We start from the raw sequence: 13,839 nt of genomic DNA, 5'->3' as shown, positions 1-13,839 counted from the left end.
GGCACTCTCGAATGCGCGTGGCGATGTTCGGCTACCAGACCTGGGGGCACCGGACCCTCCGGGCGCTCATCGACGCCGGCCACGAGGTCGCCCTCGTGGTCACGCACCCGAAGAGCGACCACGCCTACGAGCGGATCTGGGCGGACTCGGTCGCGGACCTCGCCTCGGAAAACGGCATCCCGGTCCTGCTGCGCGATCGCCCGGACGACGCCGAGCTGCCGGCCGAGCTGAAGGCGGCGGACCTCGACCTGATCGTGGCGAACAACTGGCGCACCTGGCTGCCGCCGGAGATCTTCGAGCTGCCCCGCCACGGGACCCTGAACATCCACGACTCGCTGCTGCCGTCCTACGCGGGCTTCTCCCCGCTGATCTGGGCGATGATCAACGGCGAGCCGGAGGTCGGCGTGACCGCCCACATGATGGACGGCGAGCTCGACGCGGGCGACATCGTCCTGCAGCGCGCGATCCCGGTCGGCCCGGCGGACACGACCACGGACCTGTTCCACCGCACGGTGGACCTGATCGCCCCGATCACCGCCGAGGCCATCTCACTGATCGAGACGGGCTACACGCCGGTGCCGCAGGACCGCGCGAAGGCGAGCTTCTTCCACAAGCGCGCGGCACGCGACAGCCTCATCGACTGGACGTCGGCGCCGTCCGACATCGAGCGGTTCGTGCGGGCCCTGCCGGACCCGTACCCGAACGCGTTCACCTACCACCGCGGCGAGCCGCTGCGGATCCTGCGCGCGTCCGTGTCCCGCGGCCACTACGGCGGGACGCCGGGCCGCATCTTCATCAAGGAGGGCGACGGCGTGGTGATCGTCGCCGGTCCGGACGCGCGGCGCGGCCGGTCGCCGGGCCTGGTCGTGCAGCAGGTGCGCACCGCGGACGGCACGGACCTGCCGGCCCACGAGTACTTCAAGACGATGGGCGGGTACCTGACCGACCGCCCTTGAGCGCTTCGCCGTCCTGATCCTGCCCGGTCCCCGGCGGACGCGGCTTCGTCACGTCCACCAGCGGCGACTTCTTCTTCTCGGCCTCCGGCGGCCGCGGGTCGCCGGCGTCCGACGCGCCGGGCAGGGTCCGGATGATGGTGTCCTGGGCCCACCGCTCGCTGAAACCGGCCAAGAACGACAGCCCGGCGAAGAACAGCGAAACCTTGTCCGCCGCTCCGGGCATCGCGATCGGCAGCAGGCCCCCGGCGACGAGGACGAACAGGACCGCCCCGAAAACCGCGCCGATGATCGAGCGGAAGGCACCCGAAAGAACGGTGACGAACCGGCCTTGGTCGATGCCGACCTGCACCTTCCGCCGGTTGGTGATCCGCACCATCACGCTGACCATCGCGCCGAGCCCGCCGCAGGCCAGGCAGACCACCACGGGAGTGCCGTTTTCGAGCTTCAGCCGCAGGATGACGGCCAGGTAGACGCCGAGCGCCACGACGAGCGCACCCAGGAAAATGCCCGACAGGTACCGGATCAACGCCGACTTCATGGCGGCGAGATAGGCGTACCGCTCGATCTGCTTGGTTTCCTTCTTCCCGGCCTCGGCCGCGCCGAGAATGCGGTCCTTCTCGTCCGGGCTCCGGTCGCGGGCCGGGGACATCGCGTCGAGCACCGCCAGCAGATGGGCGCCCGTGGTGTAGATACCCTGCGTCAGGATCTCCTGCACCCGCCCGCGCAGGAGCACCGCGTACTTCCGCTCGACCCGGCGGGCGGAGCGGAACACCGCATCGAACTCGGGTGTGCTCTGACTCGGGTCGTAGAAGAGCCTGGTCTTGTAGAGGACCCCGCGCGACCACCCGGACCGCGGCTGGGCGACCAGCAGCAACGCCGCGGGGAAGTTGAGCGCGTAGTACTCCTCCAGGATGCGCCCTTGGTTCTTTTCGAACTCCGCCCGCAGCCGCGCGAAATCCGGCCGTCCCGGTTTCTGGTGCTCGATGATCAAATCGTGCACGGACGGTGAATCGACGATCTTGGCGGCCCGGCTTCGATCAGGGTCTTCCATTGCGTTCGCCTCCCCGGCGGATATCCCGCACAATCCCCCGTTACCGGGTTCCTGTTACGGATCGCGAACCTCGAACGGAAATACCGCCCGAAGGAACACCCTTTCGGACGCGGAAGGTCACGGCCCGGTCAGCGGGACGTCTCTTGGCGGCCACCCGGCCCGCGGCCAGGATGGCGCGCATGGCCGAGATCAGCTTCGACTCCGACCGCCGGCTCTGGGTGCTCACCGGCGGCTCGAGCACCTACGCCCTCCGGCTCGACGAGGACGACGCGCCGACCCACGTCTACTGGGGCCCGAGGCTCTCGCCCGCCGAAGCCGCCGGGCTCGCGACCGAAACGCTCCCCTGGTGGGACGGCTTCAACGACCCCAACGAGGGCCGGGACGAACTCGCCGCCGACGGCGGGACCCGGTACTGGACGCCCGCCCTCCAAGTCCGCTTCGCCGACGGCACGCGCGCCCTCGAATGGCAGTACGCAGACCACGAGGTCGTCGAAAGCCACCTGAAGGTCCACCTGCGAGACCGGCACTACCCCCTCCGCATCACCTTGCACTACCGCCTGCGCGAGAACGTCCTAGAGCGGTGGACCGAACTGGCCGCCGACACCGACGTCGAGGTCGTCCGGGCCGACTCGGCGACCTGGGCACTGCCCGTCCTCGAGGACTACCGGCTCAGCCACGTCACCGGCCGCTGGGCCGCGGAAACCCAGCTGCACCGGACGTCCGCCGCCCACGGCGAGACGACGTTCGCCAGCCGGCGCGGGATCACCGGGCACCACGCCAACCCGTGGGTCATGGTCGACGACGGCACCGCGACCGAGCGCCACGGCGAGGTCTACGGCGTCGCCCTCGCCTGGAGCGGCTCGTGGCGGCTCACCACCACCCGCTCGTCCACCGGACGACTGACCGTGAGCGGCGGGTTCGGGCAGGACGGCGTCGTCCACCGCGTCGGACCGGGGAGGCCGCTGACCACGCCCGTCGCGGCCGGGCTCTACTCGAACGGTGGCTTCGGCGCCGCGAGCCGCGCCTGGCACGCCTACGTCCGGGAGCACGTCCTCCCGCACCCGGGCGAACTGCGTCCCGTGCTCTACAACTCCTGGGAGGCAACGGGGTTCGACGTCTCCGAGCAGGGACAGCGGGCGCTGGCCGAGCGGGCCGCGTCGCTCGGGGCCGAGCTGTTCGTCATGGACGACGGCTGGTTCGGGGCGCGGACCGGCGACCACGCCGGGCTCGGCGACTGGCACGTGAACCGCGAGCGTTTCCCCGACGGCCTGAAGCCGCTGGTCGAGGCCGTGCACGAACGGGGCATGCGGTTCGGCATCTGGGTCGAGCCCGAGATGGTCAACCCCGACAGCGACCTCTACCGCGCCCACCCGGACTGGGTGCTGCACCACCCGCACCGGCGCCGGTCGGAACTGCGGCACCAGGTCGTCCTCAACTTCGCCCGGCCGGACGTCCGGGAATGGGCCCGAGACTGGCTCGACCGGCTCGTCGGCGACCACGGGATCGACTTCCTCAAGTGGGACATGAACCGCCCGTTCAGCGAAGCCGGCTGGCCGGCCGACGCCGACCCGGACCGCTTGTGGGTCGAGCACACCAGAGCCGTCTACGCGGTTCTGGACCGGCTCCGGCAGGACCACCCCGGCCTGCGGATCGAGGCGTGCAGTGGCGGGGGCGGGCGGATCGACCTCGGCGTGCTCGCCCGCGCCGACCAGGTGTGGACGTCGGACAACACCGACGCCCTCGACCGGCTGCGCATCCAGCACGGCTACAGCCAGCTCTACCCCGCCGGCGCGATGTCGGCCTGGGTCACCGACAACCCCAACTTCGTCACCGCACGGTCGCTGCCGCTGCGCTTCCGGTTCCACGTCGCGATGGCCGGCGTGCTCGGCGTCGGCGGCGACATCGTGCACTGGCCGGAAGAAGACCTCGCCCTCGCCCGCGAGCTGATCGCGCTGTACAAGGACATCCGGCCGGTCGTCCAGCACGGCGCCCTGTACCGCCTCCGGCCGCCCGTCGACGACGGGGTGACCGCGCTCCAGTACGTCCACGGCGACCGGGTGGTCGTCTTCGCCTACCGGCAGGCCGCACACTTCACCGCGCCCGGCCGCCCGCTGCGGCTCGACGGCCTCGATCCCGCTCACCGGTACGTCGATCCGGATTCCGGGACCACGCACAGCGGTGCGGTGCTCCTCGCCCACGGGCTCCCGCTCGGCCTGCCGACCGGCGACTTCGCGAGCACGGTCGTCCGATTGCAGCGAAAGATCTGATCTCTCGGCACATCGCCCCCAGATTCGACGGGTTTCGACGCTTGACACCGCAGTAGACGTCCGATCAAATGCGTCATACATCACATATGGTGGGTGGCATGTGGGAGGCACGATGAGAAGGTTCCTGACGCTCGGGGCAACGCTGCTCCTGGCGGTGAGCGCGTGTTCGGTCGGCTCGAACACCGGGGGCGGCGGGGACGAAGAGATCACCTTCCTGACCTTCGAAACCCCGAACCTCACTCCGGCCTACTGGGACGCGGCGATCAAGCGCGTCACCGACAAGAACCCGGGGATCAAGGTCAAGAAGCTCGTCGCCCCGACCGCCGACGGCCGGACGTCGTACGCGAAGCAGCTCCTGCAGTCCGGCCAGTTCCCGGACGTGATGATCGCCGTCGACTCGGCGGGGTTCGCCGAAGCGGGCAACCTCTACGCCTGGACGCCCGACGAGCTCAAGGACTTCCAGTTCCCCGAGGCCAACCCGGTCAACGGCAAGTACTACCAGCTGCCGGCCAACACCCAGACCATCCCGCCGATCTACTACAACAAGAAGATGTTCGCCGACGCCGGCATCACGTCGACGCCGAAGACCTGGGCCGAGCTGGAAGCCGACGCGGGCAAGCTCAAGGACAAGGGCATCGCGCCGTTCACCATCGGCGGCGGCAAGGACGGCTTCCCGTCGTCGATGATCCTTTCCGGACTCGTCAGCACCGAGGTCTACGCCACGACACCGGACTGGCTGACCCAGCGCCGCCAGGGCAAGGTCAAGTTCACCGATCCCGAGTTCCAGAAAGCGTTCTCGAAGCTCGCCGACCTCGCCGCGCAGGGGTACGTGGACAAGACCAGCGTGTCCCGCGACTACGCGGCGACCGAACAGGCGTTCCTCGACGGCAAGAGCGCGATGTACCCGATGGGCAACTGGTTCGCCGCCAACGCCGACAGCAAGAAGCACGACTTCGAGGTGGGCGTCTTCAACTTCCCGACCGAAGACGGCAAGCTCGTCGTCCCCGCCTACACCGGCGGCGGCATGATCGTGAACGCCAAGGCGTCCCACCTCGACGCCGCCAAGAAGTTCGCCCTCGGGTTCCAGCTCGACAAGGACCAGCTCGACGCCTCGGTCAAGGCCGACGGCCTGTTCCCGGCGATCAAGGGCTACACGCCGCCGGCCGGCGTCGGCCCGACGTTCAAGGCCGGCTACGACCTCTACACCCAGGCCGTGCAGCAGAACGCCGTGGTGCACGCCTTCCGCTGGGAGACCGCCGACGACGGGCTGCTGCCCGGCATGAAGGACAAGGTCGACCAGGCCGCGCAGGACGTCATCACCGGCCGCAAGTCCGTGGCCGACGCGTGCGCGTTCCTGGACACCGAGTGGGCGAAGGCGGGCTGACGCACTTGGCCGCCGTCGTCAGTCCCCCAGCACCCCCGAAGACCCGCCGGGCCCCCGCTCGCGGCAGGCGGCGCAAGCCGGTCCTGCCGCGGGTCTGGCACTTCGCCTCATTCGGCGCGCCGGGCGTGCTCGTCTACCTGTGCTTCGTGATGGCCCCGATCCTGATCAGCTTCGGCTACAGCCTCACGAACTACAACCCGTTCAACCCGCCGGTGAAGTTCGTCGGGTTCGACAACTACAAGCTGCTGTTCACCGACGAGCAGTTCCTCACCGCGCTGAAGGTCACCACGATCCTGACGCTCATCGTGGTGATCGTGCCCAACGTGCTGGGCTTGGGCGTGGCGCTGCTCCTGGACCGGAAAGGCTGGCTGTACAACGCTTTGCGGAGCGTGTTCTTCACGCCGGTGATCCTCAGCTCGGTCGTCGTCTCGATCGTGTGGTCGCGGCTGCTGGACGACCAGGGCCCGCTGAACACCCTGCTGCGGTCCCTGGGCGTCGAGCACCCGCCGGGCTGGCTGTCCGATCCGGACGTCGCGCTGTACTCGGTCGCGTCGATCGTGTGCTGGCAGATGCTCGGGTTCTGCGTGGTCGTCTACCTCGCCGGGTTGCAGGGGGTGCCGCCGGAACTGCTGGAGGCGGCCGAAATCGACGGCGCCGGGCCGCTGCGCCGGTTCCGCGCCGTCACCTGGCCGCTGCTCGCGCCTTCGCTGACCATCACCACGGTCGTGCTGCTGATTTCCGCGTTCAAGACCTACGACTACGTCAAGGTGATCACCAACGGCGGCCCGGGATCCGGGGCCACCGCGACGATCGCGTTCGACGTGCTGCAGACCGGGTTCGATTCGAACCACGTCGGCTACGCGTCCGCGATGGCCGTGCTGATGCTGGTGATCGTCGCGGTCGTGACGACGATCGTGCTGAACTTCCTCCGCCGCCGGGAGGTGGACCTGTGACGCGCTCCTGGCTGCGGCCGTCGGTCGCGCTCGTCGTCAGCGCGGTGTTCTTCGTACCGCTGTACCTGGTGCTGGCCAACGTCGTGAAACAGGGCGACCTGATCGCGAAGGAGCCGGCGTCCCTCCCGCTGCCGCCGACGCTGGCCAACATCCACGCGGTGCTGACCCGCCCGGACGGCCTGTTCTGGGTCAGCCTCACCAACAGCGTGGTCGTCACGGTGCTGTCGATCCTCGTGCTGACCGTGCTTTCCGCGATGCTCGGCCACTACCTGGCGCGCTCGGGCAAGCGGTGGACGAAGGTCCTGACCCTGGTGCTGCTGGCCGGGCTGATGATCCCGCCGCAGGTCATCCTCATCCCGATCACCGACGTCCTGCGCGTCACGCACCTGATGGCGACGCTGCAGGGGCTGATCCTGTTCAACGTCGGGTACTACGTGCCGTTCGGCGTCTTCGTGTTCACCGGCTTCATCCGCGGGGTGCCGGTGGAGCTGGAGGAGGCGGCCCTGCTCGACGGCGCGAGCCGCATGCAGGTGTTCTGGCGCGTGGTGTTCCCGCTGCTGCGCCCGGCGACGGCGTCGGTGCTGATTTTCCTGGGCGTGTGGATCTGGAACGACTTCATCGACCCGCTGATCATCCTCGGCCCGAGCCAGGGCACCACGATCACGACCGGCATCTACCGCTCGATCGGCCAGTACCAGGCCGACCTCGGGAGCGTGTTCGCGCTGATGTTCCTGGCCACGCTGCCGGTGCTGATCTTCTACCTGGCGCTGCAGAAGCAGTTCGTGAAGGGCCTGACGGGCGGAGCGACGAAGGGCTGATGCGGCACTTTCCCGGGAAAGTGCCGCATCAGAGGGTCTTGACCATGGTGTCGGAGTCCGCCCCGGCGCTCACGACTTCGTAACCCGACGCGAAGTACAGCCGCTGCGCGAAGTTCTCGCGTTCGACGCTGAGGCTGATCCGCGCGATGCCCGCGGCCCGGGCGCGGTCGTCGACGGCTCGGAGCAGCACGCGCCCGACGCCCCGGCCGCGCCACGCCCCGGCCACGCCGATCGTCAGCTCGGGCACGTCGGGCGCGACGAACCCGTACCCCGGGTCGTCCGGCGGGAAGAAGCGCAGCCAGGCCGCGCCGACCCGCTCGCCGCCGGCCTCGGCGACGACGCCGAGGTCGTCCTCGCGCGGCCAGCCGGCGATGTAGTGCCCGGTGTTCGGCGCCGCGAGCACGCGGCGGCGCGACTTCTTCTTCCACTCCGGCGACCAGTTCACCGCCGCGACGAGCATGTCCGCGAGGAAACCGGCGTCCTCGCCGACCGCGTCGCGGATCATCACAGCTCGCGGACCTTGCCGCCGTCGACCTCGATGCGGCGGGTGACGTGCACGGCGTCGAGCATCCGGCGGTCGTGCGTCACCAGCAGGAGTGTTCCCGGGTACTTGTCCAGCGCCGCCTCGAGCTGCTCGATCGCGGGCAGGTCCAGGTGGTTCGTGGGCTCGTCGAGCACCAGCAGGTTCACGCCGCGGGCCTGCAGCAGCGCCAATGCGGCGCGGGTCCGTTCGCCGGGCGAGAGCGTCGCCGCCGGGCGCAGCACGTGCGCGGCCTTGAGCCCGAACTTCGCCAGGAGGGTCCGGACGTCGGCGTCGGCCAGTTCCGGTACCTCGCGGGCGAACGCCTCGGCCAGCGGGACGTCGCCGAGGAACAGCCGCCGGGCCTGGTCGACCTCGCCGACCACCACGCCGGGGCCGAGCGCCGTGCTGCCGTCCGCGAGGTCCACGCGGCCGAGCAGGGCGGCCAGCAGCGTCGACTTGCCCGCGCCGTTCGCGCCGGTGATGGCGACCTTGTCCGACCAGTCGATCTGCAGGTCCACCGGCCCGAGGGTGAACCCGCCGCGGCGGACGACGGCGCCGCGCAGGGTCGCGACCACCGCGCCCGCGCGCGGGGCCGCGGCGATCTCCATCCGCAGTTCCCACTCCTTGCGCGGCTCCTCGACGACGTCCAGGCGCTCGATCATCCGGTCCGTCTGCCGCGCCTTCGAGGCCTGCTTCTCGGTGGCCTCGGCGCGGAACTTGCGGGCGTTCTTGTCGTTGTCGGGCTGCTTGCGGCGGGCGTTCTTGACGCCCTTCTCCATCCACGCGCGCTGCATCCGCCCGCGGGCTTCGAGCGCGGCCTTGGTGTCGGCGTACTCCTCGTACTCTTCGCGCGCGTGCCGCCGCGCGACCGCGCGCTCCTCGAGGTAGGCCTCGTACCCGCCGCCGTAGGTGTTGACCTGCTGCTGGGCCAGGTCCAGCTCGACGACCCGGTCGACCGTCCGCGCCAGGAACTCGCGGTCGTGGCTGACCAGCACGGTCGCCGCCCGCAGCCCGGACACGAACCGCTCCAGCCGGGCCAGGCCGTCCAGGTCGAGGTCGTTGGTCGGCTCGTCGAGCAGGAAGACGTCGTAGCGGCTCAGCAACAGCGACGCGAGCCCGGCGCGGGCGGCCTGCCCGCCCGACAGCGACGTCATGGGCTGGTCCAGGTCGACGGCCAGCCCGAGGTCGGCGGCCACTTCGGCGAACCGCTCGTCGAGGTCGGCGCCGCCGAGGTCGAGCCAGCGGTCGAGGGCGACGGCGTAGCGGTCGTCGGCGCCGTCTTCGCCCGCGGTGAGGGCTTCGGTCGCCGCGTCGAGGTCCGCCTGCGCAGCCGACACGCCGGTGCGGCGCGCCAGGAACGCTCGCACCGACTCGCCTTCGCGCCGTTCGGGCTCCTGCGGCAGGTGCCCGACGGTCGCGGTCGGCGGGTTCAGCCGGATCTCGCCGTCGTCCGGTTTCACGAGCCCGGCGAGGGTCCGCAGGAGCGTCGACTTGCCGGCGCCGTTGACACCGACCAGGCCGACGACGTCGCCGGGCGCGACCACGAGATCGAGGCCGGAGAAGAGGATGCGATCGCCGTGGCCGGCGGCCAGGTCCTTCGCGACGAGAGTTGCGCTCATGAGGTGGCCGAGTCTACGGGGCCGTGGTGAACGGTCAGATCATGGTCAAAGCCACCGACAGTGTGTGTCCCGTGGCGCTTTGATCACTCAGTGTGGGTACCCTGTTCGGTTGTCGGTCCAGCCAAGCAGTGAGGTCGGTGAACACAGATGGGCGAACCCGCTCCCCCGGTCACCCTCGGCCGTCGGCCGAAACCGAGGGAAGGCCGCCCCTCCGCGCCCCGTCCCACGGTGAGCCGGCGCCGCGAGGTCAGCCACGCCAGCGCCCGGTCGCTCCTGATGACCGTGCTCGGCGAGTACGCGCTGCCGCGCGACAAGCCGGTCTGGACCTCGATGCTGGTCGAGGTGCTCGGCATCCTCGACATCGAGGAGAAGTCCGCGCGGCAGGCCCTCGCGCGCTCCGCCGCCGAGGGCTGGGTGGTCTCCGAACGCGTCGGGCGCCGGGTGCGCTGGTCGCTGACGCCGCCGGGCCGGCGCCTGCTGACCGAGGGCGCCGAGCGGATCTACGCGTTCGGCCGCGAAGAGCGCCCCTGGAACGGGCAGTGGCTGATGCTCATCGTCTCGGTGCCCGAGGCCAAGCGCGACCTGCGCCACCGCCTCCGCACGCGCCTGACCTGGGCGGGCTTCGGCTCGCCGGTGGCCGGCGTGTGGGTCAGCCCGGACCTGAGCCGCCAGCGGGAGGCCCAGCAGATCGTCAACGAGCTGGGCCTGGACGCCCAGGCGATGTCGTTCACCGCCACCTACGGCGAGGTCGGCGAGCAGGAGACCATGGTCTCGCGGTCCTGGGACCTCACCGAGCTGAAGGACCGCTACGAGGACTTCATCGACCGGTTCACCGGCCTGCACCCGACCGGCGGCCGCGCGGTGCTGCGGGCGCAGACCGAGCTCGTCCACGAGTGGCGGCGGTTCCCGTTCCTCGACCCGCAGCTGCCGGCCGAGCTCCTGCCGGCGAAGTGGAGCGGGACGAAAGCCGCCGAACTGTTCCATCACAAACACGTCGACTGGCGCCCCGAGGCCCAGCAGTATTGGGACGACATCGTCGCCGCCGAAGAAACCGGGTGAACATGACTTCGCAGGTCCGCCTCGATCGTGATGGCGGGCTCGCCGTCCTGACCGTCGACGCCCCGCCGCTGAACCTCTACACCGCCTCGCTGCAGTCGTCGTTCTCCGCGGCGCTCGACTCCCTGGAGCAGTCCCCGGCCCGGGCGCTGCTGATCCGCGCCGAGGGCAAGGTGGTCAGCGGCGGCGTGGACGTCTCGCTGTTCGACGCCCAGGGCTCGCCCGCCGAGGCGAAGGTGCTCTTCGACGAGATGCTCGCGGTGCCGGACCGGGTCGCGGCGCTGCCGTTCCCGACGGTGTTCGCCGCCCACGGCCTGTGCCTGACCTGGGCGTTCGAGGTGGCCGTGGCGTGCGACCTGATCCTCGCCGCTTCGCGCGCGAAGTTCGGGCTGGTCGAGAAGGTCGTCGGGCTGACGCCCACCATGGGCGGCACCCAGCGGCTGGCCGCGCGGGCGGGGGTCGGCCGCGCCAAGGAGTTCGTGCTGACCGGCGACACCTACGACGCGGCGACGCTCGAGCGCTGGAACGTCGTCAACCGCGTCCTGCCGGACGAAGGCTTCGACGCGGCCGCTCGGTCCTTCGCGTCGCAGCTCGCTGCAGGACCGACCCGGGCGCATGCGGCGACCAAGCGCGTCCTCGACCACTTCTCCGCCGGTGGTGTCCCGGAGGCGAACGCGCACATCACGACGATCGCCGCGGAGCTGTTCGCAACCGAGGACCTCCGCAACGCCGTGAAGTCGTTCCTCGCCGACGGACCCGGCAAGGCGACGTTCTCGGGGCGTTAACAGTCCGTTCGGCCTGCGGTTTCGGCCGTTCGGGCGTGCGCGGTTTCCCCGGCACCGGGTTACATTCGATGTGGTCTAGACCACCTCGAACCCCTTCGCGCCGCTTGGAGAACCGCCATGAGACGCACTCCCGCACGACTACGCTCCGCGCTCGCCGCCGTACTGATCGCAGTCGGCGGCATCGCGGCGCTCGCGCCCCCGGCCGCCGCAGCCGGTTCACTGACCGCCACCTTGGCGATGAGCGGCACGACCGGCACCTACACGGTCGCGAACACCGGCAGCGCCTCGGTGAGCAACTGGGCCATCACCTTCACGCTGCCCGCCGGCGTCACCGCCTCGACCGGCGAAAACGGCACGGTGACGCAGAACGGCACCCAGGTCACGCTGACCCCGGCGTACTACATCGCGACGCTGGCGCCGGGCCGGAACACCTACCCGTACAGCCCGACGTTCCGGCTCAGCGCGGCCGCGACGCCGGCGCAATGCCGCGTCGACAACGCGAACTGCGACGGTTCACCCGACACTCCCCCGGGCGCGCCGGGCAACCTGCGCCTGGTCGCGAAGACGACCAAGATGGTCGCGCTGGCCTGGAACGCCTCGACCGCCGGTTCGCTGCCGGTGACCGGTTACGACGTCTACCAGGGGTCATCGCTGGCTGCCTCGGTGACCGGGACGAGCGCCACGATCAGCGGGCTCGCGCCGAGCACGGCGTACTCGTTCACGGTGAAGGCCAAGGATTCGAAGGGGACGACTTCGCCGGCGAGCGCGGCCTTGGCCGTGACCACCAACAACCCGGCCGACGACACGTCCCCGCCGTCCGCACCGGGCTCGCTCCGCTCGACCGCGGCCGATTCGGGCAGCGTGTCGCTCGCGTGGAACGCCTCGACGGACAACACCGGCGTCGTCAGCTACGACGTCTACCGCGGTACGACGCTGGCCACCACGGTGACCACCACGGCGGCCGTCGTGACCGGGCTGGCACCGTCCACTTCGTACAGCTTCACGGTGCGCGCCCGCGACGGCTACGACAACGTTTCCGCCGCCAGCACCGCGATCACCGTGAAGACCGGCGACATCGTTTCGGGCTACGCGAAGGTCGGCTACTTCGTGCAGTGGGGAATCTACGGGCGCCAGTACTTCGTGAAGAACCTCGAGACGTCCGGCGCGGCAGCCAAGCTGACGCACCTGCTGTACGCGTTCGAGAACATCGACCCGGTGAACCTCACGTGCCTCTCCGGCGTCACGAAGGGCACCACGGCGAACCCGCAGGACCCGAACCAGGGCGACGGCGCGGGTGACGCCGAAGCGGACTACTCGCGGCCGTTCGCGGCGGCGCAGTCCGTCGACGGCGTGGCCGACACCGGCTGGGAATCGTTGCGCGGCAACTTCAACCAGCTGAAGAAGCTCAAGGCGAAGCACCCGAACCTCAAGGTGCTGGTCTCCCTGGGCGGCTGGACGTACTCGAAGTACTTCTCCGACGTCGCGGCCACGGACGCGTCGCGCAAGAAGTTCGTCTCGTCGTGCCTCGACACGTGGATCAAGGGCAACATCGCGTCCTACGGCGGCGCGGGCGGCCCGGGCACCGCGGCCGGTCTCTTCGACGGCATCGACCTCGACTGGGAGTGGCCCGGCAGCGCCGACGGCCACCCGGGCAACCACTGGAGCACGAACGACAAGGACAACCTGACCGCGTTGCTGGCCGAGTTCCGCACGCAGCTCGACGCGTACGGCGCGACGACCGGCAAGCGCTACCAGCTGCACGCGTTCACGCCGGCGGACCCGAACAAGGTCGCGTCCGGCTGGGACCTGTCGAAGGTCTTCGACTACCTGGACGTCGCGAACGTGCAGGGGTACGACTTCCACGGCTCGGGCAGCGACAACTCGTGGGAGCCGAACCGCACGGGCCACCAGGGCAACCTGTACGCCGACGCGGACGACCCGTACAACTTCCACTTCAGTGCGGAAAGCGCGATCAACGCGTACACGAACGCGGGCGTCGATCCCCGGCGGCTGACCCTCGGCCTGGCGTTCTACGGCCGCGGCTGGCAGGGCGTCGCGGACGGCGGCAAGCACGGCGAATGGCAGTCGGCCACCGGCGCGGCGCCGGGCCAGTTCGCCGAGGAAGCGGGCACGCGCGGCTACTCGAACCTGGTGGCGAGCGTTCCCGCGTGCACGGTCTACCACGACACGGCGGCCGTCGCGACGTCGTGCTACACGGGCAACGGCGGCCAGTGGTGGACGTTCGACGACGCGTGGTCGATCGGGTTGAAGACGACGTGGCTCAAGTCGCGCGGCCTCCTCGGCGTGATGGCGTGGGAGATGTCGGGTGACACCGGGACGTTGATGAACGCGGTCACCGCCGGACTCGGCTGATTTCGTTCAGCCCGCTGAACGGAAATGCGTCTCCGTTCAGCGGGCTGAATCTTT

The 13,839-nt window shown here is 70.1% G+C and carries 11 protein-coding genes; 8 read left to right on the top strand and 3 right to left on the bottom strand.

Annotated elements, in window-relative coordinates; translation table 11 throughout:
* Nucleotides 1–11 precede the first annotated feature (11 nt).
* Nucleotides 12–956, top strand: coding sequence for a methionyl-tRNA formyltransferase (locus tag ACWEN0_RS12395; RefSeq protein ID WP_451972328.1), 945 nt, complete (start codon nt 12–14; stop codon nt 954–956).
* Here the strand turns inward: ACWEN0_RS12395 and ACWEN0_RS12390 are convergent.
* Nucleotides 919–1,956: a hypothetical protein gene (locus tag ACWEN0_RS12390; protein ID WP_451972326.1), complete on the bottom strand. Its 1,038-nt coding sequence runs from the start codon at nt 1,954–1,956 to the stop codon at nt 919–921. The two genes, ACWEN0_RS12395 and ACWEN0_RS12390, sit on opposite strands and share 38 nt — an antisense overlap.
* Before the next feature lie 230 nt (nt 1,957–2,186).
* Here ACWEN0_RS12390 and ACWEN0_RS12385 point away from each other — a divergent pair, with 230 nt between their 5' ends.
* The 4 genes from ACWEN0_RS12385 to ACWEN0_RS12370 all read left to right on the top strand — a co-directional run bounded on the left by ACWEN0_RS12385 (nt 2,187) and on the right by ACWEN0_RS12370 (nt 7,429).
* Nucleotides 2,187–4,274, top strand: a complete 2,088-nt coding sequence (locus ACWEN0_RS12385; protein ID WP_451972324.1) for an alpha-galactosidase — start codon at nt 2,187–2,189, stop codon at nt 4,272–4,274.
* 112 nt (nt 4,275–4,386) lie between these two features.
* Nucleotides 4,387–5,658: an extracellular solute-binding protein gene (locus ACWEN0_RS12380; protein ID WP_451972322.1), complete on the top strand. Its 1,272-nt coding sequence runs from the start codon at nt 4,387–4,389 to the stop codon at nt 5,656–5,658.
* A complete protein-coding gene (locus tag ACWEN0_RS12375; protein WP_451972320.1) occupies nt 5,640–6,611 on the top strand; it encodes a carbohydrate ABC transporter permease in 972 nt (323 codons plus the stop codon). Before ACWEN0_RS12380 ends, ACWEN0_RS12375 begins: the two co-directional genes overlap by 19 nt.
* Nucleotides 6,608–7,429 (top strand): carbohydrate ABC transporter permease, encoded by an 822-nt coding sequence (locus ACWEN0_RS12370; RefSeq protein WP_451972318.1) that lies wholly within the window; start codon nt 6,608–6,610, stop codon nt 7,427–7,429. The genes ACWEN0_RS12375 and ACWEN0_RS12370 overlap by 4 nt, the downstream gene beginning before the upstream one ends.
* A 28-nt stretch (nt 7,430–7,457) precedes the next feature.
* Here ACWEN0_RS12370 and ACWEN0_RS12365 read toward each other — a convergent pair whose 3' ends face one another.
* Together ACWEN0_RS12365 and ACWEN0_RS12360 are read right to left on the bottom strand one after the other, a co-directional pair.
* Entirely contained in the window at nt 7,458–7,934 is a 477-nt protein-coding gene (locus tag ACWEN0_RS12365) for an N-acetyltransferase family protein (RefSeq protein ID WP_451972316.1), read from the bottom strand.
* Nucleotides 7,934–9,571, bottom strand: a complete 1,638-nt coding sequence (locus tag ACWEN0_RS12360) for an ABC-F family ATP-binding cassette domain-containing protein (RefSeq protein ID WP_451972314.1) — start codon at nt 9,569–9,571, stop codon at nt 7,934–7,936. The genes ACWEN0_RS12365 and ACWEN0_RS12360 overlap by 1 nt, the downstream gene beginning before the upstream one ends.
* Nucleotides 9,572–9,718: 147 nt before the next feature.
* Between ACWEN0_RS12360 and ACWEN0_RS12355 the strand changes: the two genes are divergently transcribed.
* The 3 genes from ACWEN0_RS12355 to ACWEN0_RS12345 all read left to right on the top strand — a co-directional run bounded on the left by ACWEN0_RS12355 (nt 9,719) and on the right by ACWEN0_RS12345 (nt 13,785).
* On the top strand, nt 9,719–10,630 hold the full coding sequence (locus tag ACWEN0_RS12355; RefSeq protein ID WP_451972312.1) for a PaaX family transcriptional regulator: 912 nt from the start codon (nt 9,719–9,721) through the stop codon (nt 10,628–10,630).
* Between the two features lie 2 nt (nt 10,631–10,632).
* A complete protein-coding gene (locus ACWEN0_RS12350; RefSeq protein ID WP_451972310.1) occupies nt 10,633–11,412 on the top strand; it encodes an enoyl-CoA hydratase/isomerase family protein in 780 nt (259 codons plus the stop codon).
* Between the two features lie 117 nt (nt 11,413–11,529).
* Nucleotides 11,530–13,785, top strand: coding sequence for a glycosyl hydrolase family 18 protein (locus tag ACWEN0_RS12345; protein ID WP_451972308.1), 2,256 nt, complete (start codon nt 11,530–11,532; stop codon nt 13,783–13,785).
* Nucleotides 13,786–13,839 lie beyond the last annotated feature (54 nt).

The sequence above is a fragment of the Amycolatopsis sp. NPDC004378 genome (assembly GCF_053602455.1).
The sequence above is the reverse complement of the archived record's forward strand: the minus strand, read 5'-3'. Positions and strand labels throughout refer to the sequence as shown.